General features: G+C 68.5%; 14 protein-coding genes. 7 read left to right on the top strand and 7 right to left on the bottom strand.

Annotated elements, in window-relative coordinates; translation table 11 throughout:
• Positions 1-44: 44 nt before the first annotated feature.
• The gene (locus tag VLK31_RS08550) at positions 45-1,787 is read left to right on the top strand and encodes a diguanylate cyclase (protein WP_409167945.1); all 1,743 of its coding nucleotides are present in this window, start codon (positions 45-47) and stop codon (positions 1,785-1,787) included.
• A 43-nt stretch (positions 1,788-1,830) separates the two neighbouring features.
• Here the strand turns inward: VLK31_RS08550 and VLK31_RS08545 are convergent, their stop codons facing one another.
• Complete coding sequence (locus VLK31_RS08545; protein WP_409167944.1) at positions 1,831-4,650, bottom strand: diguanylate cyclase domain-containing protein; 2,820 nt, start codon at positions 4,648-4,650, stop codon at positions 1,831-1,833.
• Between the two features lie 295 nt (positions 4,651-4,945).
• Here VLK31_RS08545 and VLK31_RS08540 point away from each other — a divergent pair, with 295 nt between their 5' ends.
• From VLK31_RS08540 to VLK31_RS08530, 3 genes are read left to right on the top strand one after another with little or no spacing between them, the layout of a single operon-like run.
• Complete coding sequence (locus tag VLK31_RS08540) at positions 4,946-6,238, top strand: HlyD family secretion protein (RefSeq protein ID WP_409167943.1); 1,293 nt, start codon at positions 4,946-4,948, stop codon at positions 6,236-6,238.
• A gap of 45 nt (positions 6,239-6,283) precedes the next feature.
• Positions 6,284-7,612 (top strand): hypothetical protein, encoded by a 1,329-nt coding sequence (locus tag VLK31_RS08535; protein ID WP_409167942.1) that lies wholly within the window; start codon positions 6,284-6,286, stop codon positions 7,610-7,612.
• A complete protein-coding gene (locus VLK31_RS08530) occupies positions 7,600-11,157 on the top strand; it encodes an efflux transporter outer membrane subunit (RefSeq protein WP_409167941.1) in 3,558 nt (1,185 codons plus the stop codon). The genes VLK31_RS08535 and VLK31_RS08530 overlap by 13 nt, the downstream gene beginning before the upstream one ends.
• Here VLK31_RS08530 and VLK31_RS08525 read toward each other — a convergent pair.
• Entirely contained in the window at positions 11,079-12,521 is a 1,443-nt protein-coding gene (locus VLK31_RS08525; protein WP_409167940.1) for a PLP-dependent aminotransferase family protein, read from the bottom strand. The genes VLK31_RS08530 and VLK31_RS08525 overlap by 79 nt on opposite strands.
• A gap of 105 nt (positions 12,522-12,626) precedes the next feature.
• On the opposite strand from VLK31_RS08525, the gene VLK31_RS08520 reads away from it, so the two are divergent.
• Together VLK31_RS08520 and VLK31_RS08515 are read left to right on the top strand one after the other, a co-directional pair.
• Complete coding sequence (locus tag VLK31_RS08520) at positions 12,627-13,067, top strand: carboxymuconolactone decarboxylase family protein (protein ID WP_409167939.1); 441 nt, start codon at positions 12,627-12,629, stop codon at positions 13,065-13,067.
• Between the two features lie 10 nt (positions 13,068-13,077).
• Positions 13,078-14,649 (top strand): MFS transporter, encoded by a 1,572-nt coding sequence (locus VLK31_RS08515; RefSeq protein WP_409167938.1) that lies wholly within the window; start codon positions 13,078-13,080, stop codon positions 14,647-14,649.
• A gap of 15 nt (positions 14,650-14,664) precedes the next feature.
• Here VLK31_RS08515 and VLK31_RS08510 read toward each other — a convergent pair whose 3' ends face one another.
• On the bottom strand, positions 14,665-15,402 hold the full coding sequence (locus VLK31_RS08510; protein ID WP_409167937.1) for an FMN-dependent NADH-azoreductase: 738 nt from the start codon (positions 15,400-15,402) through the stop codon (positions 14,665-14,667).
• A 100-nt stretch (positions 15,403-15,502) separates the two neighbouring features.
• Between VLK31_RS08510 and VLK31_RS08505 the strand changes: the two genes are divergently transcribed.
• A complete protein-coding gene (locus VLK31_RS08505; protein WP_409167936.1) occupies positions 15,503-16,444 on the top strand; it encodes a LysR substrate-binding domain-containing protein in 942 nt (313 codons plus the stop codon).
• 21 nt (positions 16,445-16,465) lie between these two features.
• Here VLK31_RS08505 and VLK31_RS08500 read toward each other — a convergent pair whose 3' ends face one another.
• From VLK31_RS08500 to cysS, 4 genes are all read right to left on the bottom strand, one after another.
• A complete protein-coding gene (locus tag VLK31_RS08500) occupies positions 16,466-16,771 on the bottom strand; it encodes a hypothetical protein (RefSeq protein ID WP_409167935.1) in 306 nt (101 codons plus the stop codon).
• Between the two features lie 11 nt (positions 16,772-16,782).
• Positions 16,783-17,352: a manganese efflux pump MntP gene (gene mntP, locus VLK31_RS08495; RefSeq protein ID WP_409167934.1), complete on the bottom strand. Its 570-nt coding sequence runs from the start codon at positions 17,350-17,352 to the stop codon at positions 16,783-16,785.
• 335 nt (positions 17,353-17,687) lie between these two features.
• Positions 17,688-17,891, bottom strand: a complete 204-nt coding sequence (locus tag VLK31_RS08490; RefSeq protein ID WP_409167933.1) for a hypothetical protein — start codon at positions 17,889-17,891, stop codon at positions 17,688-17,690.
• Positions 17,892-17,969: 78 nt separating this feature from the next.
• Positions 17,970-19,427, bottom strand: coding sequence for a cysteine--tRNA ligase (cysS, locus tag VLK31_RS08485; RefSeq protein ID WP_409167932.1), 1,458 nt, complete (start codon positions 19,425-19,427; stop codon positions 17,970-17,972).
• Positions 19,428-19,519 lie beyond the last annotated feature (92 nt).

Raw genomic sequence — 19,519 nt, 5'->3', positions numbered from 1 at the left:
AATCGGCGCTCCCCCGGACCCTGACCGAACACGGCGCTCCCCTGATGTCTCCCCCACCCCCCGCCCTCCCCGCACCGCCTGACGCCCCCTCGACTTCTCACCTGCGCGGCTGGCTGCGCCACGTGCTGCGCAGTTTCCGCACGCAGGTTGCGCTGGGCTTCGGCTTTCTGGCTGCGGTGCTGGTCGTCACGCTGTCGCTGGCGCTGGGTTCCATGTTCGCGCGCAAGAGCGAGGCCGACGAATCCGCCGCGCTGCGCACCATCGCGAAGAATGCCGCCAAGGCGCTGTCCGACGGGCTCACCTCGCGCACCCGCGAGATCGAGCTGCTCGCCGCCTCGCCCTCGCTCTGGCAGGACGGCCTGGCTTCCGACCGCGTGGTGCAGACCATCTCTCGCACGCAGACGCTCACGCCCTACAGCGCCTGGATCGGCGTGGTGTCGCCCGACGGCATCGTGCAGATGTCCACCGGCAAGCTGCTGATTGGCGTGAACGTGGCCGAGCGCCCCTGGTTTCAGGACGGCTTGCGCGGCACCCACGTGGGCGACGTGCACCCCGCGAAGCTGCTGGCCTCGCTGCTGCCCAAGGGCAGCGACGGCGGGCCGCAGCGCTTTGTGGACTTTGCGTCGCCCATCAAGCGCAATGGCGAGCTGATCGGCGTGCTGGGCATGCACGGCAGCTGGGAGTGGACGCGCAGCGTCGTCGAATCGCTGTTCCCCGACGACGCCGTGTCGCGCCGGCTAGAGGTGCTGGTGCTCGACGCGCAGGACCGCGTCATCTACGCGTCCGACGCCAACCTGGACCAGGCGGCCACGCTGAGCATGTCGGGCGTGAACCCGAACGCGGCGGTGAAGTTTGCGCGCGAAGCATCGGGTGGCGAATTTCTCGTAGCCAGCGCCGCGGTCGGCGCCACGCAAGCCACGGGCCGTGCCATCGACCTGGGCTGGACGGTGGTGGCGCGCGAACCGGCCGAGGTGGCGCGCGCCGCCTCGCGTGAAGGTGTGCGCAAGGCGCTCACGCTGGGCATGCTGGCCGCCGCCCTCGCCTTCTTTCTGGGCTGGCTGCTGGCGGAGCGGCTCACGCGGCCGTTGCGCCAGATTGCCTCGGTGGCCAAGGCCATTGGCGCGGGGCGGCTCGATGCCGGCATTCCGACCAACGCGGGCAGCTCGGAGGTCAAGCAGTTGTCGGTCGCGCTGGCCGGCATGACGGCCCGGCTGGTCAGCGCCAACGCCGAGCTGGAGGCGCGCGTGAAGGAGCGCACGTCGGCCCTGGAAACCGCCAACGCCGAGCTCGACCGGCAGGCCCGCTTCGACGCGCTCACCGGCCTGCTGAACCGCCACGGCATGGAAGAGCGCCTGCTGCAGACGCTGCCCGCCACGCACCCCGACGCCATGCCGCTGGGCATGGTGATGGTCGACATCGATCACTTCAAGCGCATCAACGACCGCTTCGGCCATGCCACGGGCGACATCGCCTTGCGCGCGGTGGCCACGGTGCTGCGCTCGATGCTGCGCAAGTCGGACATTGCTGCGCGCCTGGGCGGCGAGGAGTTTGTGCTGATGATGCCGGGCGCCAGCGCGATGGAGGCCATGCGCATGGCCACGGCGCTGGTCAAGGCCGTGGCTGGCACGGCGTTCGATACCGTGGGCCAGATCACCATCAGCTGCGGTGTGTCGCAGATGACGATGGAAGACGACAACGTGGACGTGGCGCTGCGCCGGGCCGACAAGGCGCTCTACCAGGCCAAGGCCAACGGGCGGAATCGCGCGGAGCTTTCGGAGCCGGCCTGAAGCTGGCGCACCCGAAGCACCTGACCCACCCGGCCGGGCAGCGTCACTCTTCTTCGGGCGTTGCCGGGCCTGCCAGCGCGCCGCCCAGCAGCAGCGGGTCTTTAGGCACGCCTGCCGACATGAAAAATTCGAACCGGTTGCGCCCCGCTGCCTTGGCGTTGTAGAGCGCCGCATCGGCCCGTGCCAGCAGCTCTTCGGCCGTGGCGGCCGCGTCGGCGGCCCAATGAAAGGTCACGCCGATGCTGGTCGTGACGGCGATCGTCTGGCCTTCCACCACGAACGGCGTGCAACCGATGCGCTCGACGATCTTCTCCGCCACGGTGGCCGCCGCCCTGGGCGTGCCCAGGTTTTCCAGCACCAGCACAAATTCGTCGCCCGCCAGCCGCGCCACCTTGTCGGTGCCGCGCACGCTGCCCAGCAGCCGGCGCGCGTACTCGACCAGCACCGCGTCGCCCACCGCGTGGCCGAAGGTGTCGTTGATGGTCTTGAAATGGTCGATGTCCAGAAACATCAGCGCCATGGCATTGCCTGTGAGCCGCACGCGCAGCACGGCGTCGGGCAGGTGCTCGTTGAAGGCCAACCGGTTGGGCAGGCCGGTGAGCGTGTCCATGCGCGCCAGTTCGATGAGCTTGTGCTCCACCAGCTTCAGCGCCGTGATGTCCAGCGCCAGCGAGAAGATGCCGTGCGTGAGCCCGTCGGCGCGCACGTCGGGCACGTAGATGACCTGGGTGATGCGCTCGAAGCCCTTGCGCTGCGTGCGCGCTTCGAACTCCACCCTTTCTCCGGCCAGCGCGCGCGCCAGCATGGGCCGGCGCGACAGGTACACGTCGCGCCCTGCCACGTCCTGCAGGTGGCGCCCCAGCAGTTGCATGGGGTCGAGCCCGAGCCATTCGCGGCTGGTGGCATTGGCGAAGGTGATTTTTTCGTCGCGGTCGATGTAGGTGATGAGCGCCGGCAGGTTGTCGGTGATGGTGCGCAGGCGCAGCTCGCTCTCGGCCTGGCGCAGCTCGGCTTCTTTCAGGGCGGTGATGTTGAAGCTCATCAGGTAGAAGCCCACCACCTCGCCGCGCGCGTTGGTGTCGGGGATCAGGTTGACCTGAAAGTAGCCCTGCTTGCCGTGCACCGGCGCGCGCACCGGAAAGCGCACCTTCTTGCCCGACAGCATCACCGGCAGGTAGGGCCGGTGCTGCTCGTAGATGGCCTCGCCCAGCACCTCGCGCAGGGTGCTGCCCTCGATGGGCTTGTCGCCCAGGCCGGCCCCCACCGCCGCCATCTGCCGCGTTCGAACATTGCCGAACAGGCAGTTCTGGTTGCGGTCGAAGTAGCCCACCACCGCCGGAATGCTGTCGGTCACGTCGCGCAGGCGCTTCTCCTGCTCGGCCACGGCCTTGCGAATGTTCACTTCGTCGGTGATGTCGAAGGTCATGGCGAACACGCCGCGCACCTGGCCGTCGGCGTCGACGTCGGGGATGTAGTGCGCCTGGAAAGTGCGCTCGCCGATGCCCAGCGCGGGGTCGCCGGTTTTCTCGAGGATGACGGTTTCGCCGGCCAGCGCGCGCTGGAAATACGGCTCCACCACGGCGAAGTCGGCGCCGCGCACCTCGGGCATCAGGCGCCCCACCAGCGGTGCGTGGTGGTGCAGCGCGCGGATGCGCTCGTTCACGAAGGTGTAGCGCAGCGACGCGTCCACGTGCGAGACCATGGCCGGAATGCTGTCGGCAATGGTGCGCACCTGCGCCTCGCTGTGCGCCAGGCTCAGCTCGCTGACATGGCGCTGCGCCATCAGCTCGTCGAAGGTGCGCGCCAGGTCGCCGATTTCGTCGCGCGCATAGCGGGCGGCGGGTTGCGGCGCCTGGGCACCGGCGGGCATCTCGCGCGCCGAGTGCATGTGGCCGTGCAGCTCGGCCAGCGGCATCAGGCGGCGGCGCACCACCACGAAGGCCAGCAGCCCCGCCGACAGCGCGAGCACCAGCGCGCCCAGCCATGCGTTGTGCTCGATGGCCTCGATGCGCGCAAAGGCCTCGGCACGCGGGTACATGGCGCCGACGATCCAGTTGGTCTGCTCGGTGCGGTCGAAGGCGTAGAGGCTGGGCACGCCGGCCTCGTCGATGCCCTCGCCCGTGCCCTCGAAGCCGGCCATGGCACGCAGGATTTCCGGGTTGCCGCCCTGCGGCTTCACCACGCTCAGAATGCGCGCCATGTCAGGGTGATCGACCATCACGCCGCCGGAGGTGGTGATGAACAGGTAGCCGTTCTTGCCGAACTTCAGGTCGCCGAGCGCGCCCAGAATGTTGCGGTCCTTCAGGTTGATGGCGCCCGAAATCACGAACTTGACCTGCCCCGCGGCGTCCAGCACCGGCTGGGTGATGGCCACCTGCGCCAGCCCGTTCAGCCGGTTGCGATAGGGCTGCGACACCAGCCCGGTCTTGGTGGCCACGGTCTGCTGGAAGTAGTCGCGGTCTTTCACGTTCACGCTGCCGTTGGTCAGCGAGCGGGTCAGGTTGGCCACCAGGTTGCCGTCGCTGTCGAGGAAGGCCACGTTGTCGAAGGCCTGGCGCAGCGAAGCATGCTTTTCCAGAAAGGCCTGCAGCGGCTCGGCGTCTGGGAAGGCCTGCGCCTGCACGCTCTCGGCAAAGGTCTGCAGCAGGATGCGGCGGCTGCCCAGCTTCTGGTCGATGGCGTCGGAGATGCCGCTCACGCGGGCCAGCTGTTCGGCCGCAATCGATGCCTGCATGCTGCTCTTGACCAGCTGCAGCGCGTAGGTGGCAATGGCAAAGGTGGCGGCAAGCACCAGGGCGGCCACGCCCAGGCTGAGGCGGGTGTGCAGGCCGAGGCGGTATTTCGAAAGACCGGGAGCGTTCATTGAATCTTGAGGGGGCCGAAACCTTGCCGGCGAAAGTTGCCGGTCGAGTATCGGTGTGTTCTACGCACCAGGTAAGTGTCTGGATGTTTTGCGCGCGCAGGCGGGCTCTTTCAGGAGCCGAAGTCGATCTACGGAAACCCGTACATCCTGTTGCTCATGTAAGCATAAATTGTTAACTTTTGGCATGTGTATTGCTGCAATGCAGCAACAGCAGATGGCACGCCCCAAAGATGTGCCGCGACAGCGGAGACGAGACGGCTCACCAGGTCACCACGTCATCTATTGCAAGGCGCACATGAACGCAAGCACTGTCCAGGAATCGAACGAAATCGCGCAGGCCGAAGCCGCCAGCTGGTTTCAGCGCCTCAGGGGCAAGGGCGGCGGGGGCGGCCCGCAGAGCACGGAGTCCATAGTGCCGCGCCTGGCCGGCTATGCGCTGCTGGCCTTCGTGCTGTGGCTGGTGGTGACCACGCTGATTCAGCCGCTGGTGTCGCGCCAGGCCACGCGCTCGGTGCTGCAGGCGCCGGTGCTGCTGGTGACCTCGCCCATCAGCGGCGTGGTCACGCAGTTGACGGTGCGCGCACTCGACAAGGTGGAGGCCGGCTCGGTGGTGGCCACCGTGCAGAACCCGACCATCAACCGCGACATTCTCACCACGCTCACCACGCAGCGCCTGGCGCTGCAGAGCCAGGTGGCGCAACTGGGCAACCAGCTTTCGGCCTCCGGCGAAGAACTGCAGTTTGTGGACCAGCAGGTCAAGCTGTACCGCACCGCCTCCATGGCGCAGACCCGCGACGCCTGGCAGGTGGCGCAACGCCAGCGCGACGTGGCGCAGAGCAGCGTGGCCGAACAGGAGCTGAAGGTGCGCCACACCGCCGCCATGCTGGACGAAGGCGCGGTGAGCCCGCAGGCCATGGACGCCGCGCAGGCGCAGCTGAGCATCTCGCGCGCCAGTGCGGCGGTGGCCGACCAGGCCTATGCGGGCCTGGGCCAGAGCGTGGCCAGCGCCAGCCGCGGCGTGTTCGTGGGTGGGAGCGGCGGCAACGTGTACCAGAGCTTGGCGAACCGGCGCGAAACACTGACCAGCGACATGCAGCGCGCGCAGCACGACAGCGAAGCCCTGCAACTGCAACTGCGCGACGTGAGCGCGCTGGAAACCGACGAGCGCCGCCGCATCGAGAAGATGGCGGCGTTCGAGGTGCGCGCGCTGCAGCCCGGCCAGGTGCACACCGTGCTCATGCCGCAAGGCAGCTACGTGCCGCAGGGTGCCACGCTGGTGCGCATGATCGACTGCAGCCGCGTGGAGGTGGTGGCGGTGTTTCCGCCGCGCGTGGCCAAGCGCCTGAACATGGGCTCGACCATTGCGGTGAAGACGGACGACGACCGGCCAGAGGTGTCGGCGCGCGTCACGCAAATACTGCCGGTGGCGCCGGAAGACTTTCAGAGCCGCTACGCCGTGCCCTTTCCGTTCGCGGAACAGGGCTCGGTGTACGCGGTGGCACATGTCGAATCGAGCTCTCCGGAATGGCTGGAGCAGCGCGGGCTGTGTGCGCCGGGCAAGGTGGTGTCGGCGCGGCTGGCCTCGTAGCGGCGGGCTTGCCCAGGAAGCCAGAGCAGCCCGAAAAGGCCGACCATGGACCATCCAGCCTCCCACTTCGTTCGACGCGCCGCGCTGCTGGCCGCCGCCGCGCTGGCGCTGGGCGCGGCCCCAAAAATGACGGCCGGTGAAGTGCAGCACACGCTGGCCCAGCAAAGCTGCGACGGCCTGCGCCGCGCGGTCGCCAACGACGCGCGCGGCGACACCGCATCGCCGCTGTGGCTGGCCAGCTACCGCACCGAACGGCAGATCGATGGCGTGCCGGAGCTTGCGCCGAGCCTGGCGAACGTGGCCTTCGTGTACGACAACGCGCTCGCCGGCATCGCGCTGCTGGCCTGCGGCGACACCGCCTCCGCCCAGCGCATTGCCGACGCCGTGGCGCTGGCCGTGGCGAGCGACCCGCTGTACACCGATGGGCGCATTCGCAACGCCTACCGCGCCGGCCCCCTGGCCGACGGCAAGCCGGTGCTGCCCGGCTACTGGGACACCGGCAAGAACCAGTGGATGGCCGACGCCTACCAGGTGAGCACCGCCACGGGCAACGTGGCATGGGCCGCGCTGCTGCTGCTGAACGTGAACCAGGTGGCGCCCTCCCCGCGCTACACAGATGCCACGGCCAAGCTGCTCGCGTGGACCGAGCAACGCACCCGCGCCACCATCGACCCCGACGGCTACCAAGGCGGCTGGTACGGCTGGGACAACGCCCAGACCGCGCAGACCTGGAAGTCGACCGAGCACCACATCGACATCGCCATGGCCGCCGCCTGGGCTGCCCGCGCGCAAGAAGGAGGTGCAAGGCCCGAGCAGGCGCGCCAGGCCGCCGTGGCGCTGGCCTTCCTGTCGCGCATGTGGAGCGCGCAGGAGCAGCGCTTTTTCATCGGCACCAAGACAGACGGCAGCACGCTCGCCACCACCGGCTCCGGCCTGGACGCCCAACTGTGGCCGCTGCTGGCCGCGCCGCCGGGCTCTTGCGCCTGGCGCGCGGGCCTGGCCTGGGTCGAGCGCAATCACCGCTTCGGCGACGGCTACGGCTTTTCGCAGCAGCCCGACGGCATCTGGACCGAAGGCAGCGCGCAGGCCGCCGCCACGCTGGTGGCCGTGAAGGGCGCCGCACCCGAGGCGCTGTGGCAGCTGCTGGCCGCGCAACGCGCCGACAACGGCCTTTACTACGCCACACCCAGCCCGCGCATCTCCACCGGCCTGGCCATTGGGCCCGACTCGGTGGGGGCCGACTTTTTCTATTACCGCTGGCCCCACCTGGGCGCGACCGCCTGGATCGCGCTGGCCGCCACGGGCTGGAACCCGTTCACCGGAACCGTTGTTACCGCAGCCGCAGCCTCAGGAGAAAAGCCATGTTCGAACTGATCGATACGCCCGAGTTCAGGGTCAATCTGATGGTCGCGGCGCTGGCCCTGATCATGGTCTTCCATGCCCGCGCGGACCGCGCCTCGCACCGGGTGCTGTTCGGTTTTCTCACCGCGCTGGTGCTGGTGCGCTATGTGGCGTGGCGGCTGTCGGAAACGCTGCCGCCGGCCGACCTGGGCTTTGGCACGCTGGTGTCGTGGGTGTTTCTGAGCTTCGAGATGATTGCCATCGTCTACACGCTGCTGTCGATCCAGATGCTCACGCGCCGGCGCGACAACCACGCGCAGGCCGACCGGGGCGAGGCTTCTCTTCGTGCGCGCGGCCACAACGTGCCACCGGTCGACGTGTTCATCTGCACCTACAACGAAGAGCTTGGCGTGCTCGAAAAAACCATTCTGGCCGCGCAGGCCATCGACTACCCGCATGTGAACGTGTGGGTGCTCGACGACACCCGGCGCGACTGGCTGCGCGACTACTGCGAACGCAAGGGCGTGCACTACACGCGGCGCGCCGACAACACGCACGCCAAGGCGGGCAACCTGAACAACGGCCTGCGCCAATCGGCCGCGGCCACCAACGCGCCGTACATCCTGGTGCTGGACGCAGACTTCACGCCCCACCGCAACATCGTCTACCGCACGCTGGGCCTGTTCGACGAGCCCAAGGTGGGGCTGGTGCAGACGCCGCAGTTCTATTACAACGCCGACCCCATCCAGCACAACCTGCGCGCCACCGACAGCTGGGTGGACGAGCAGCGCGTGTTCTTCGACGTGCTGCAGCCTGCCAAGGACGCGGCCGACGTGGCCTTCTGCGTGGGCACGTCGTTCGTGATCCGGCGCGACGCCATCACCGACGCGGGCGGCTTTCCCACGGGCAGCGTGTGCGAAGACATCTACACCACCTACACGCTGATGCGCTTCGGCTGGGTCACGCGCTGGCTCAACGAGCGGCTCTCCAACGGGCTGTCGGCGGACAGCATCGTCGACTACATCAACCAGCGCAGCCGCTGGTGCCTGGGCACCATTCAGGTGGCGCTGCTGCGGGACGGCCCGCTGCGCGGGCGGGGCTACAGCTTTGCGGCGCGCGTGCATTACGTGCACGGCCTGCTGCACTGGCTGACCAAGCCCTTCATCTTGCTGATGCTGGCCGCGCCCGCGCTGTACTGGTACACGGGCGTGTCGGCCTTCCATGCCACGCCGCGCGCCTTTGCCCTGTACGGCCTGCCGCCGCTGGTCATGTTCTGGGGCTACACCTACTGGATCAGCCAGCGCCGCTGCCTGCCGGTGTTCACGGAGGTCACGCAGATCGTGGCCGCCATGGCCGTGACGCGCACCATCGTCACGTCGCTGGTGCGGCCGTTCGGGCGGCCGTTCAAGGTCACGGCCAAGGGGCAGGACCGCACGAAGACGGTGGTGCACTGGAACCTGGTGCTCGTCTTCGGCGGGCTCATCGCGGCCATGGAGGCGGCGGCCGTGGGCTCCATCGGTGGCGCCATGACCACTGGCGACCTGCTCAACGTGCTGTGGACCATCGTCACCACGCTGTACTGCCTGGCCGCGCTCATCGCCTGCATCGACCGCCCGCGGCCCGACCACGACGAGCGCTTTCCGTACAGCGCCGAGACCACCCTGCGCAGCACCACCGGCGTGGGCGCCACGCGCTTTGTGGAGATTGCGGTCGACGGTGCGTTGCTGCGCGAAAGCGCCCTGCTGCGGCGCATGCCGGTGGGCGAGCGGCTCGACGTGCATGTCGATCACGTGGGCTGGGTGTCGGCCCTGCTGAAGGCGCGCTCGCCCCGCGGCGTGGAGCTGGCCTTCGAGCACGACGAGGTGCTGCACGACCACCTGATCCGCCATGTGTTCAGCCTGCCGCCGAGCCATGTGGCCACGCAGGTGAAGCCGGGTCGCGCGGCGCTGGCGTTCATGGGCAGCGCCGGTTGGCAATGGCCGCGCATGCCTGCGACCTGGTTTCCAGCGACCTGGGTGCGTGCGGTGGCGGTGCCACTGCCCTTGATGACCATGCTGGTGCTCGGCGTGCTGGTGCTGTCGGGCTGCAACCTCACGCCGCCCCTGAAAGAGGCCGACGTGGTGGTGCCCGCGCAATGGGGCGACGGCCGGGTCGGCGCGGCCACGCCGCCCATGGCCTGGCACATGTTCGTGCGCGACGAAGAATTGCGCGGCCTCATCGCCACTGCGCTGCTGCAGAACCGCGACCTGCGCGTGTACGCGGCCAAGGCCCGCGAGGCGCGCGCCGTGTACGGAGGCACGCGCTCCGGGCTGTTCCCTGAAATTGGCCTGGCCGGCTCCGTGGGCCGCGGCAACGTGACCACGTCGCTGGGGCCGGACGGCATCGTCACCAACAACCAGGCGGTGGGCAGCGTGGCCACCACTTATGCGGTGCAGGCCGGCATCACCGCCTACGAGCTCGACTTCTTCGGCCGCGTCGATGCCGGCGTGAAGCAGGCCGGCTCGCAGGCCCTGGCCAGCGAGCGCGACCTGGCCGCCGCGCGCATGAACCTGGTGGGCGAGGTGTCGAACGCTTACCTCACGCTGCGCGCCGACCGCGCCCTGCTGGCGCTGGCCGAGAACGATCTCACAGGCCAGAGCGAAAGCACCCGCGTGATGCAGCGCGCCCGCACCGTGGGCGGCACGTCTGACCTGAACGTGCTGCGCTCGCAGTCGCTGGTGGAGCGCGCCAACGTGCAGCGCGAAGAGTTCCGCATGCGCGTGGGGCAAGACCTGCAATGGCTGGCCGTGCTGGTCGGCCAGCCGGTGCCGGCCACGCTCGGCATGCAGCGCCCGTGGCCCGAGCGCTCGGTGGCCGACGTGCCGGTGGGCCTGCCCGCCAGCCTGCTGCAGCGCCGTCCCGACCTGCTGGCCGCCTATGCCCGAGTGGAGGCCGCCAACTCCGGCGTGGGCGCGGCCAAGGCGGCGTTCTATCCGAGCTTTTCGCTCACGGCCGTGGCGGGCGGGCTGAGCACCGAGTTCTCCAGCCTGCTGAGCTCGGGCAACCGCAGCTGGGCCACGGTGCTGGGCGTGTCGCTGCCCATCTTCGACTGGGGCCGCCGCTCGGCCAACCTGAGCGCGAATGAAGAGCGCCTGGCCGCCGCCATGGCCAGCTACGAATACGCGGTGCAGCAGGCGCTGCGCGAAACCGCCAACGCGCTCATCGCCGACAGCCACCTGCGTCCGCAGATTGCCGCGCAGCAGGCGCGCGTGCAGGCGCTGGACAAGGTGGCGTCCATTTCGCGCACGCGCTTTCGCAACGGGCTGGAAGACTACTTTGCCGGCGCCGACGCACAGCGCGAGCTGTACCTGGAGCAGCGCCAGGCTATCGAGCTGCAGCTCAAGCAGGCCGTGAACACCGTCAACCTGTACAAGGCGCTTGGCGGCGGGTGGGACGACATGCCCGTTGCGGCCGCCCATGCTGCGCGGGATCAAGGCCCGGCTCAGGCCCCGGCGCAGGCTCAGGACGTCATCTGCTGCAACACGTCCCTCACGCGGTCGAGCGAGGGGTCGATATCGGTCTCGTCGATCGCGCCGTAGCCCAGCATCAGCCCCTGGCGCGGGGCCGAGAAGTGGAAGAACGGTGCCAGCGGGTACAGCCCCACGTCCACGCGGCGCGACAGCGCAATGAGCTGCGCCACGTCGATCTCGCGCTGGCACAGCGCCGCCATGTGAATGCCCGCGGTCACCGGCACCAGCTCGAACCAGGGCGCCAGGTCGTCGGCAAAGCGCCGCACGATGCGCTCGCGCCGCGCCGCATAGGCCGCGTGGCAGCGGCGAATGTGCTTGTTCAGGTCGCCGTCTGAAATGAACTTGGCCAGCGCCCATTGCGCCGGCGTGGAGGTGTGCCAGTCGCTCAGGTGCTTGGCCGTGCCCACCGCCTCCAGCACGGCCGGCGGCGCAATCAGGTAGCCCAGCCGGAGCTCGGGCGACAGCGTCTTGGAGAAGCTGCCGACAAAGGCCACGCGGCCGTGCGTGTCCATGCTCTGCAGCGAATCGGCGGGGCGGCCTTCGTAGCGGAACTCGCTGTCGTAGTCGTCCTCGATCACCACCGCGCCCAGTTCGGCCGCGCGCGCCAGCAGCGCCTTGCGGCGGCGCTCGCTCATCGGCATGCCCAGTGGAAACTGGTGCGCGGGCGTCACGTAGATCAGGCGCGTGCCGTCGGGAATGCGCTCGACCACCAGCCCTTCCTCGTCCACCGGCACGCCGACCACGTTGGCGCCTTGCGCACTCAGCAGCAGGCGCGCGGGCGGGTAGCCCGGGTCTTCCATGGCCACGGTGCTGCCGGGCTCGACCAGCACGCGCGCGATCAGGTCGAGCGCCTGCTGCGCGCCGTTGGTCACCAGAATGTCGGCCGCGCCGCAGCGCACGCCGCGCGAAAAGCTCACATGCCGCGCAATGCCCTCGCGCAGTTCGTGCAGGCCTTCGGCGTCGCCATAGAGCCCGCGCGACCGCGCGCCCTGGCGCAGCGCATGCAGCACGCAACGGCGCCAGTCCGCATGCGGAAACAGGTTGCGCGCCGGTGCGCCGCCAATGTATTCATAGCGCGCGCTGCCGGCCGGCGCAGGGTGGCGCAGCGGCGTGCTCATGCCGCGCCAGTGCTCGGCCATGGCGGCGCCGGCCAGCGCCCGCGCAGGCGCGGCATCGGCCGCAAGGGGGCGTGACGTGCCATCAGCGACGAAGGTGCCGCTGCCTACGCGGCCCGTGAGCAACCGGTCGAAGGTCAGCCTTGCATAGGCCTCGGACACCGTCTTGCGCGACAGGCCCAGTTGCTCGGCGAACAGCCGCGACGGGGGCAGCTTTTCGCCCGCGGCCAGCCGGCCGCTGCGAATGGCTTCCTTCAGCTGGCGGTACAGCTGCCCCGTCAGGTCCTTGTCGCCTTCGATGACGACGTGCAATTCCATGGGATTGGTCTCCTGCGAATGCCTGCGATTGGCCGCCTGCGGCAGCACGCCCCGCTCCTAGCATCGAGGCCACATTCAACCACTGCCCATTGAAGGAACCGCACCATGCAAGCCCGTCTTGATTTCTACAAAGCCTCCCCCGACGCCCTGAAGGCGCTGATTGCGCTCGAAGTGGCCATCGGCAAGCTCGGCCTCGACCCCAAGCTGCTCGACCTGGTGAAGCTGCGCGCCTCGCAGATCAACGGCTGCGCCTACTGCATCGACCTGCACACCGCCGACCTGCGCAAGGCCGGCGAGACCGACCGCCGCCTGGCCACCGTGAGCGTGTGGCACGAAACCCCCTTCTTCACCGAGCGCGAGTGCGCCGCGCTGGCCTGGACCGAGGCCGTGACGCAGGTGTCGCAAACGCATGTGCCCGACGCCGCCTACGAGGCGCTGGCCGCCCAGTTCAGCGAGGCCGAGCAGGTCAACCTGACGATGGCCGTCAACACCATCAACAGCTGGAACCGGCTGTCGATTGCGTTCCGCAAGACGCTGAGCGCCTGAGGCCCCGCGCATGACCGCCCAGGCCGCCCCCGCAGGCAACAGCGCACGGCTGGGCCTGTACGCGCTCATTGCCGCCCTGCCCTTCACCGACTTCCTGCAGACCGGGCTGGTGGCCTTCGGTGCCGCGCCCATCATGGGCGAGCTTGGCGCGAGCCCGCAGGACTACAGCCTCGTGGCCACGGCCTATGCGGTGGTGGCCATCGGCGTCATCGCCAACCACCGCTGGCTGCTCGAGCGGCTGGGCTGGCGCACGCTGATGGCGGCTTCGGCCATTGCCTTGGCGTTGGGGGCGCTGGTCTGCGCCTTCAGCGGCAGCCTGCTCGCGTTCGGCCTGGGCCGGGTGACGATGGCGCTGGGCTGCGCGTCGTTCATGACGGCCGGGCGCGTGCTGGTGCAGCACATTCCGCCTTCGCCACGGCGCTTCACGGGCATCAAGTTCTTCGCGGCCGGGCTGGCGTGGGGGCTGGTGGCCGGGCCGCTGCTGGCCGCGCAGGCCCTGGCGCTGTACGGCTGGCGCGCGTCGTTCCTTGCGCTGCTGGTGCCGGCGGTGGCCATTGCCTCGTTGGCGATTTGCGTGCTCGACGACCAGCTGTCGCTCGAACACACGGCGCGTTCGCAGTCGCACCCCGTCGGCCTGCTCGCGCTGATGGGCGGCAGCTTTTTGCTGCTGCACGGGTTGCAGCAGTCAGGCTTCGATTACTTCGACAGGCCGGCCGTTCTGTGGACCGGCGTCGTGCTCGGCGTGGGCGTGCTGTCGGCCTCCGTGCTGATGCATGGCAGAGGCGTGGTGCGCCCGTTGATTCGCTTTCAGGCGCTGGTGCAGTCGCGCTACCTCGTGGGGCTGGCCGTGTTCACCGTGGCCTATATGGTGCTGGGCGCCAACAACCTGATGCTGCCGGTGCTGCTGCAACGCGCGCTGGGCGTGCCGCTGGAAATTGTCGGCCGCTTCCTGGCGCTGGGCGCCCTGGGCAGCGTGCTGACGTGGATCGTGCTGTCGCGCCTGCTGCCGCGCCACCCCGGCCCCACGCGCTACTACCTGGCCGGCTTTGGCGCGCTGCTGCTGTGCGGTGTGCAGCTCGCGCGCCTGAGCGAGTCGGCCAACCCGTGGTCTAGCGCCATGCCCGCGCTGCTGTGCAACGGCGCGTTCGTGATCCTGGTGCTGGCCACCACGGCCATGCAGACCTTTCAGACGGTGCCGCAGGACGAGGCCACCTTCTCGCACGCCAACCAGGTGAAGAACATGCTGGCCCAGTTTGGCGTGGCGGCCGGCATGGCCCTGGCCACGCTGTGCCTGCAGTGGCGCGGCAGCGTGCGCGCCACCGGCCTTGGCGAAAGCCTGGCGGCCGCGAACCCGGTCGCGCAGCAGACGCTCGACGGGCTCACGCAGTACTTCGCCACCCACGGCGACCCCGGCGTGGCGCCGCGCATGGCGCTCGCGCAGCTGGGGCAGTGGGTGGTGCAGGAGGCCACGTTCATGGCCGCGCTGGACTACTTCGCGCTGGTAGCGGCCTTTGCCTGCGTGTGCCTGGTGGTCGTGCTGATGCAGGCGGCGGTGGCGCCGCTGCGTGGGCGGTGGCGCTGAGCGAAGCACTGCGCCCTAGTCCGTGGCCGCCGATGTCGCAGTGCCGACAGCAACGCCTTTCAGACCCGACTGCGGACCCGACGCGAGCAGCGCATCGACCAGGTTGTCCACGCGCGCCTCCGCCTGCCGCAGCGACAGCGCCAGCGCCTCGCCGCCGAACTCGTCGGACTCCACCGCCGCTTCGAACACCTCGGTGATGCCGATGTAGCCCAGCGCGGAACGCACGCTGTCCTCCGTGTGGTTCAGGTGCGCGACGCGCCCGCCTTTGTCATAGCCATGGTCGCCGCGTGCGCCGAGCAGCACCACGCGCTTGCCCGCGTCCGCCAGCAGCGGCCAGTAAGGCACCGCACCGCGCGAACGCTCGAAGCCGAAGGTGCGGCCCACGCGCACGACGTTGTCGATCCACGCCTTGAACTGCGCCGGCACGCTGAAGTTGTACATGGGAAGGCCGATCACGACGAGGTCCGCAGCGATGAGCTGATCGACCAGGCGGTCGCTTTCTGCAAGGGCCTCGGCCATCCAGGGTTCGCGTGCGGCATGCGGCGTGAAGGCCGCATGGATCCACCGGCCGCTGACGTGCGCGGGCGGGTGCTGGCCTACGTCGAGGTGGTCGATGATGTCGCCCGGCCGAGCGCTGTGCCAACGCGCGACGAAGCGTGCGGAGAGGCGCCGCGTGTGCGAGCCGTGCGGGTCGATGTCGGAGCGACCCGAGCGCGCGCTGGTGTCGATGTGGAGCAGGTTCATGGTCTTCATGGGTGAATTCATCTTTTCCGTATTGCGCTGCCAAAATGGCCGCGAAGGGCTTGAATCTATTTATCAAGTCCTCGGATCACAAACGATCGTTTCTGCACCAATGGAAGAATCAGATTCATCTGTTCACGCTCGGCTCGCAGGTCGCCTTGCGCGAAGGCTGCCGCCGCTGCAGTCCCTGCGCGCCTTCGAGGCCGCCGCGGCGCACCTGAGCTTTCAGCGCGCGGCGCTCGAACTCTCGGTGACGCCGTCGGCAATCAGCCACCAGGTGCGCGCGCTCGAAGACACGCTGGGCCAGCCGCTGTTTCGGCGTCTCACGCGGCAGCTCGCGCTCACGCATGCGGGCCAGCGGCTCTTCGACGACCTGCGCACCGGCTTCGACGTGCTGGAGGCCGGTGTCGACAAGCTGCGACGCCCGAGCGCATCGCAGGCCGTGACGCTGACCACCAACACCGCCTTTGCCGCGCGCTGGGTGCTGCCGCGCATGGCGGCGTTTCGCAGCGCATGCCCTGGTGTCGAACTGCGCCTGCATGCGAGCGACACGTTGGTCGACCTGGCGCGCGGCGACGCCGACATCGCGGTGCGCTCCGGCAACGGGCAGTGGCCGGGCCTGGTGTCCCGCGCGCTCATGGCCGAACGCTATGCGCCGATGTGCAGCCCCATGCTGAAGTTGAAGTGCGCCGCGGACCTGCCCAGGCACCAGTTGATTCATTGCGACTGGCAACCACACGCCCTTGCGCCCGCGGTGTGGACGCGCTGGTTTCGCGAGGCGGGCCTTGCGCCGCCAAGAGGCCGAGCGATGAAGGCCGCGGGCCTTGCCTTTTCTGATGAAACGCACGCCACGCTCGCGGCGCTTGCAGGCCATGGCGTGGCGCTGCTGAGCCTCACGCTGTGCGCGGAAGAACTGCGCAGCGGTGCATTGGTGCAACCCTTCGGACCCGTGCTGGGTACGGGCAGCTATTTTCTTGCAACGGCGAAGGGGCGAGAGAACGAACCGGCGGTTCACGCGGTGTGGGACTGGATGGCTTCGCAGGCCGAGGCCTGAACGCCAGCCACGGCCGCCCGCTCAGTCGTCTGTCTGATGGCTCTGCGCCTGCCGGCTCCACGCCGCCGCCCTGCTTTCGCGCCATGCCATCCACCCGGGGCGCAGGTCGGCAAGCTCGCGCAGGCTGGCATCGCGCTCGACCAGGCTGAGCAACGTCACCAGCATGGTGTCGCGCATCTCGAAGGCGTCGCCGGTCAGGCATTGCCAGGCGCCGTCTTCCTCGTCGCGCGACACCATCAGGATGGGTTTGCCCTCGTCGACGATGCCGCGCACCGTGAAGCAGGCGGCATTCGGTGGTTCTGCAAAGGGCCAGGGAGAGGCGTTCATTCGGTCGTGGCTCAGGCCATTCCGTTCAGGTGTTCGTAGAGGATGAAGCAGCCGATCCCGATCAGCACCACCCCACCAAGAATTTCCGCGCGCTTGCCGATCACCGCGCCCAGCACGCGCCCAACCATCACGCCCAGCGTCACCATCGTCATGGTGGCCAGGCCGATGGCCAGCGCGGTCCACACAATGTTGACATTGATGAACGCCAGCCCGACGCCCACCGCCATGGCATCGATGCTGGTGGCGAAGCCGGTCAGGGCCAGGGTTCGAAAGGTGTTGCGGCTGGGCTTGTCGTCAACGTCGTCGGGCGCGCCACAGCCCGCCCAGACCATGCGCAGGCCCAGCGCGCCGAGCAGCGTGAAGGCAATCCAGTGGTCCCACTGCGCCACATAGCTCGCGGCGGCCAGGCCCACGGCCCAGCCGATGACAGGGGTCAGCGCCTCGATGACGCCAAAGATGAGCCCGGTGCGCAAGGCTTCGCGCCAGGAGGGTTTGCGCAGCGCAGCGCCTTTGCCGACAGCAGCAGCGAAAGCATCCGTGGACATGGCGAATGCAAGAAGGATCGTGGAGGCAATGTTCATTTTTGGAGAGTGCAAGCAGGCCGGTTCAAGACGCCGCGGCACGCAAACCCGCCGGCCAAAGCCGCGTTCGCGCACCGCTCGGTCTCGCCAACCTGTCGGTTGCTCACGCCACGGCCGCAAACTGCGCGCCGAGTATGTTGACGTGAACGCTTCCGAAGTCCGGAAGCCGGCTACTCCCCAAGGGAGCGGCGATTCTAGAGGCCCGCTTGCATCAACCTTGTGACAGCGGCTGCACTGGCAGCAGGGTTTTGCCGGCCCTATGAAAAAGCCTCCCGAAGGAGGCTTGGTACGGAAAAAGCCTCTTGAAGGAGGCTTGGTGCGACTAGCGCGTGAGGTCAGGTCTTCTTGGTCAGCAAGGTGTTCACGACGTAACCGTCACGGTACACACCCTCGATCGTGCCGCCTTCGACGCGGTCGGTGGAATGCGCCGCCACGTACTTTTCTTCTCCCATCCGATAGACCACCATGGTGCAAGACGAGTGCTTGCTGAGGGTGCGGGCAACGCCTGTGGCCTGGCGCAGGGTCGGGTACGTCTCCATAGGAATCCTTGTCTTCTTTAGTTCCCTGGATAGTAATCTTTAGGTACTCAAAAGGCTCGCAAATTTGTTTCAAGGTGCCTATGGCGCCCAGACGGAATCAGATAATTTTGTGACTTTGTCATCGGCACCGGTGGAATCCTTCCGAGGTGTTGCAGGTGCACCACTTGACGGGCTGAGCCGCTGGCCTGTCGGGCCGTCGTCCACCTGCCAGCCCAGCGCTTTCAGCGCGTCGCGAAGACGGTCTGCCAGAGCCCAGTCTTTGGCATCGCGCGCCGCCTGGCGCTGCGCGAGCAAGGCGGCAACTTCCGCGGGCATCTCGTGCGCGGGGGCCACCCACTCGCTCAATTGCAGGCCCAGCACGGCATCGAAATGGACGACCGTGGCGCGCCGCACCGCGGGCGGCAGGTCGCTGCGCACCAGCTCCCACAGCACGGCCAATGCGCGCGGCAGGTTCAGGTCCTGGTTGACCTCCGCGTTGAAGCGCGCCACGAAGCCGTCGTGCGCAACGCCACCGCGCGGCCAGCTCGCAAAAGCCTTGCGCAGCCGGTCCAGCGCGGACTGCGCCGCGCGAATGGCCTCGTCGGTGTAGCGCAAGCTGCTGCGGTAATGCGCGCTCAGGCACAGCAGGCGATAGGCCATCGGCTCGATGCCCTGGTCGACCAGCGTCTGCAGCCGCAAGAAGTCGCCGCCCGACTTGGCCATCTTGCGGTCGTCCAGCGTCAGGAAGTGGCCGTGCATCCAGAAGTTGGCGAGCCGCGTGCCGTGGCAGGCCTGCGTCTGGGCGATCTCGTTGCTGTGGTGCACGGCCACGTGGTCTTCGCCGCCGCAATGGATGTCGAACCACGGGCCCAGCAACTTGGCCGACATGGCAGAGCACTCGATGTGCCAACCGGGAAAGCCCCGGCCCCAGGGGCTGTCCCACTCCATCTGACGGCGTGAGCCGGGCGGGCTGAACTTCCAGAGCGCGAAGTCCGACACGTCGCGCTTCTCCCCCATCGCCACGCGCGTGCCGGCGCGCAGGCCGGCGCGGTCCAGGCGCGCGAGATGGCCGTAGTCGTGCTGGCGGGTCGTGTCGAAGTAGATGCCGTCGGCGGTGCGGTAGGTGAAGCCCTTGCGCACCAGTTCGTCGATGAACGCCAGTTGCTCGGGAATGTGGTCGGTGGCGCGCGGCCACGCGGTGGGCTCGCGCAGGTTCAGCGCGCGCCAGTCGGCCTGAAACGCGGCGGTGTAGCGCTGCGCAATGTCCCATGCGGACTCACCGGTGCGCCGGCTGCCCTTCTCCATCTTGTCCTCGCCCTCGTCGGCGTCGGACACCAGGTGCCCCACGTCGGTGATGTTGACCACGTGCCGCACCGTGTAGCCGTTCAGCTCGAGTGCGCGGCGCAGCACGTCCTCGAAGACGTAGGTGCGCAGGTTGCCGATGTGCGCGTGGTCGTACACCGTCGGTCCGCAGCAGTACAGGCCCACATGGCCGGGCTGCAAGGGAACGAAAGGCCGCACGGTGCGCGACCAGGTGTCGTACAGGGCAAGGGACATGGGCATCTTTCTGAGGTCGAAAAAAACGAGGCCAACAAAAAGGCCACCGGTCTTGCAACGGGTGGCCATCGAGGATGCGGACTGAAACTGGA

This window comes from Variovorax sp. H27-G14 (genome assembly GCF_046156345.1).
In the GTDB taxonomy this organism is placed as follows: Bacteria; Pseudomonadota; Gammaproteobacteria; order Burkholderiales; family Burkholderiaceae_C; genus Variovorax.
The sequence above is the reverse complement of the archived record's forward strand: the minus strand, read 5'-3'. Positions and strand labels throughout refer to the sequence as shown.

Bases quoted from the DNA above. Each gene is read 5' to 3' on its own strand.
- cysS (WP_409167932.1), bottom strand. From the start codon at position 19,427: ATGTCCCTTGCCCTGTACGACACCTGGTCGCGCACCGTGCGGCCTTTC.
- VLK31_RS08540 (WP_409167943.1), top strand. From the start codon at position 4,946: ATGAACGCAAGCACTGTCCAGGAATCGAACGAAATCGCGCAGGCCGAA.
- VLK31_RS08490 (WP_409167933.1), bottom strand. From the start codon at position 17,891: ATGGAGACGTACCCGACCCTGCGCCAGGCCACAGGCGTTGCCCGCACC.
- VLK31_RS08515 (WP_409167938.1), top strand. From the start codon at position 13,078: ATGACCGCCCAGGCCGCCCCCGCAGGCAACAGCGCACGGCTGGGCCTG.
- VLK31_RS08510 (WP_409167937.1), bottom strand. From the start codon at position 15,402: ATGAAGACCATGAACCTGCTCCACATCGACACCAGCGCGCGCTCGGGT.
- VLK31_RS08530 (WP_409167941.1), top strand. From the start codon at position 7,600: ATGTTCGAACTGATCGATACGCCCGAGTTCAGGGTCAATCTGATGGTC.
- VLK31_RS08525 (WP_409167940.1), bottom strand. From the start codon at position 12,521: ATGGAATTGCACGTCGTCATCGAAGGCGACAAGGACCTGACGGGGCAG.
- VLK31_RS08535 (WP_409167942.1), top strand. From the start codon at position 6,284: ATGGACCATCCAGCCTCCCACTTCGTTCGACGCGCCGCGCTGCTGGCC.
- VLK31_RS08550 (WP_409167945.1), top strand. From the start codon at position 45: ATGTCTCCCCCACCCCCCGCCCTCCCCGCACCGCCTGACGCCCCCTCG.
- mntP (WP_409167934.1), bottom strand. From the start codon at position 17,352: ATGAACATTGCCTCCACGATCCTTCTTGCATTCGCCATGTCCACGGAT.
- VLK31_RS08545 (WP_409167944.1), bottom strand. From the start codon at position 4,650: ATGAACGCTCCCGGTCTTTCGAAATACCGCCTCGGCCTGCACACCCGC.
- VLK31_RS08520 (WP_409167939.1), top strand. From the start codon at position 12,627: ATGCAAGCCCGTCTTGATTTCTACAAAGCCTCCCCCGACGCCCTGAAG.
- VLK31_RS08500 (WP_409167935.1), bottom strand. From the start codon at position 16,771: ATGAACGCCTCTCCCTGGCCCTTTGCAGAACCACCGAATGCCGCCTGC.
- VLK31_RS08505 (WP_409167936.1), top strand. From the start codon at position 15,503: ATGGAAGAATCAGATTCATCTGTTCACGCTCGGCTCGCAGGTCGCCTT.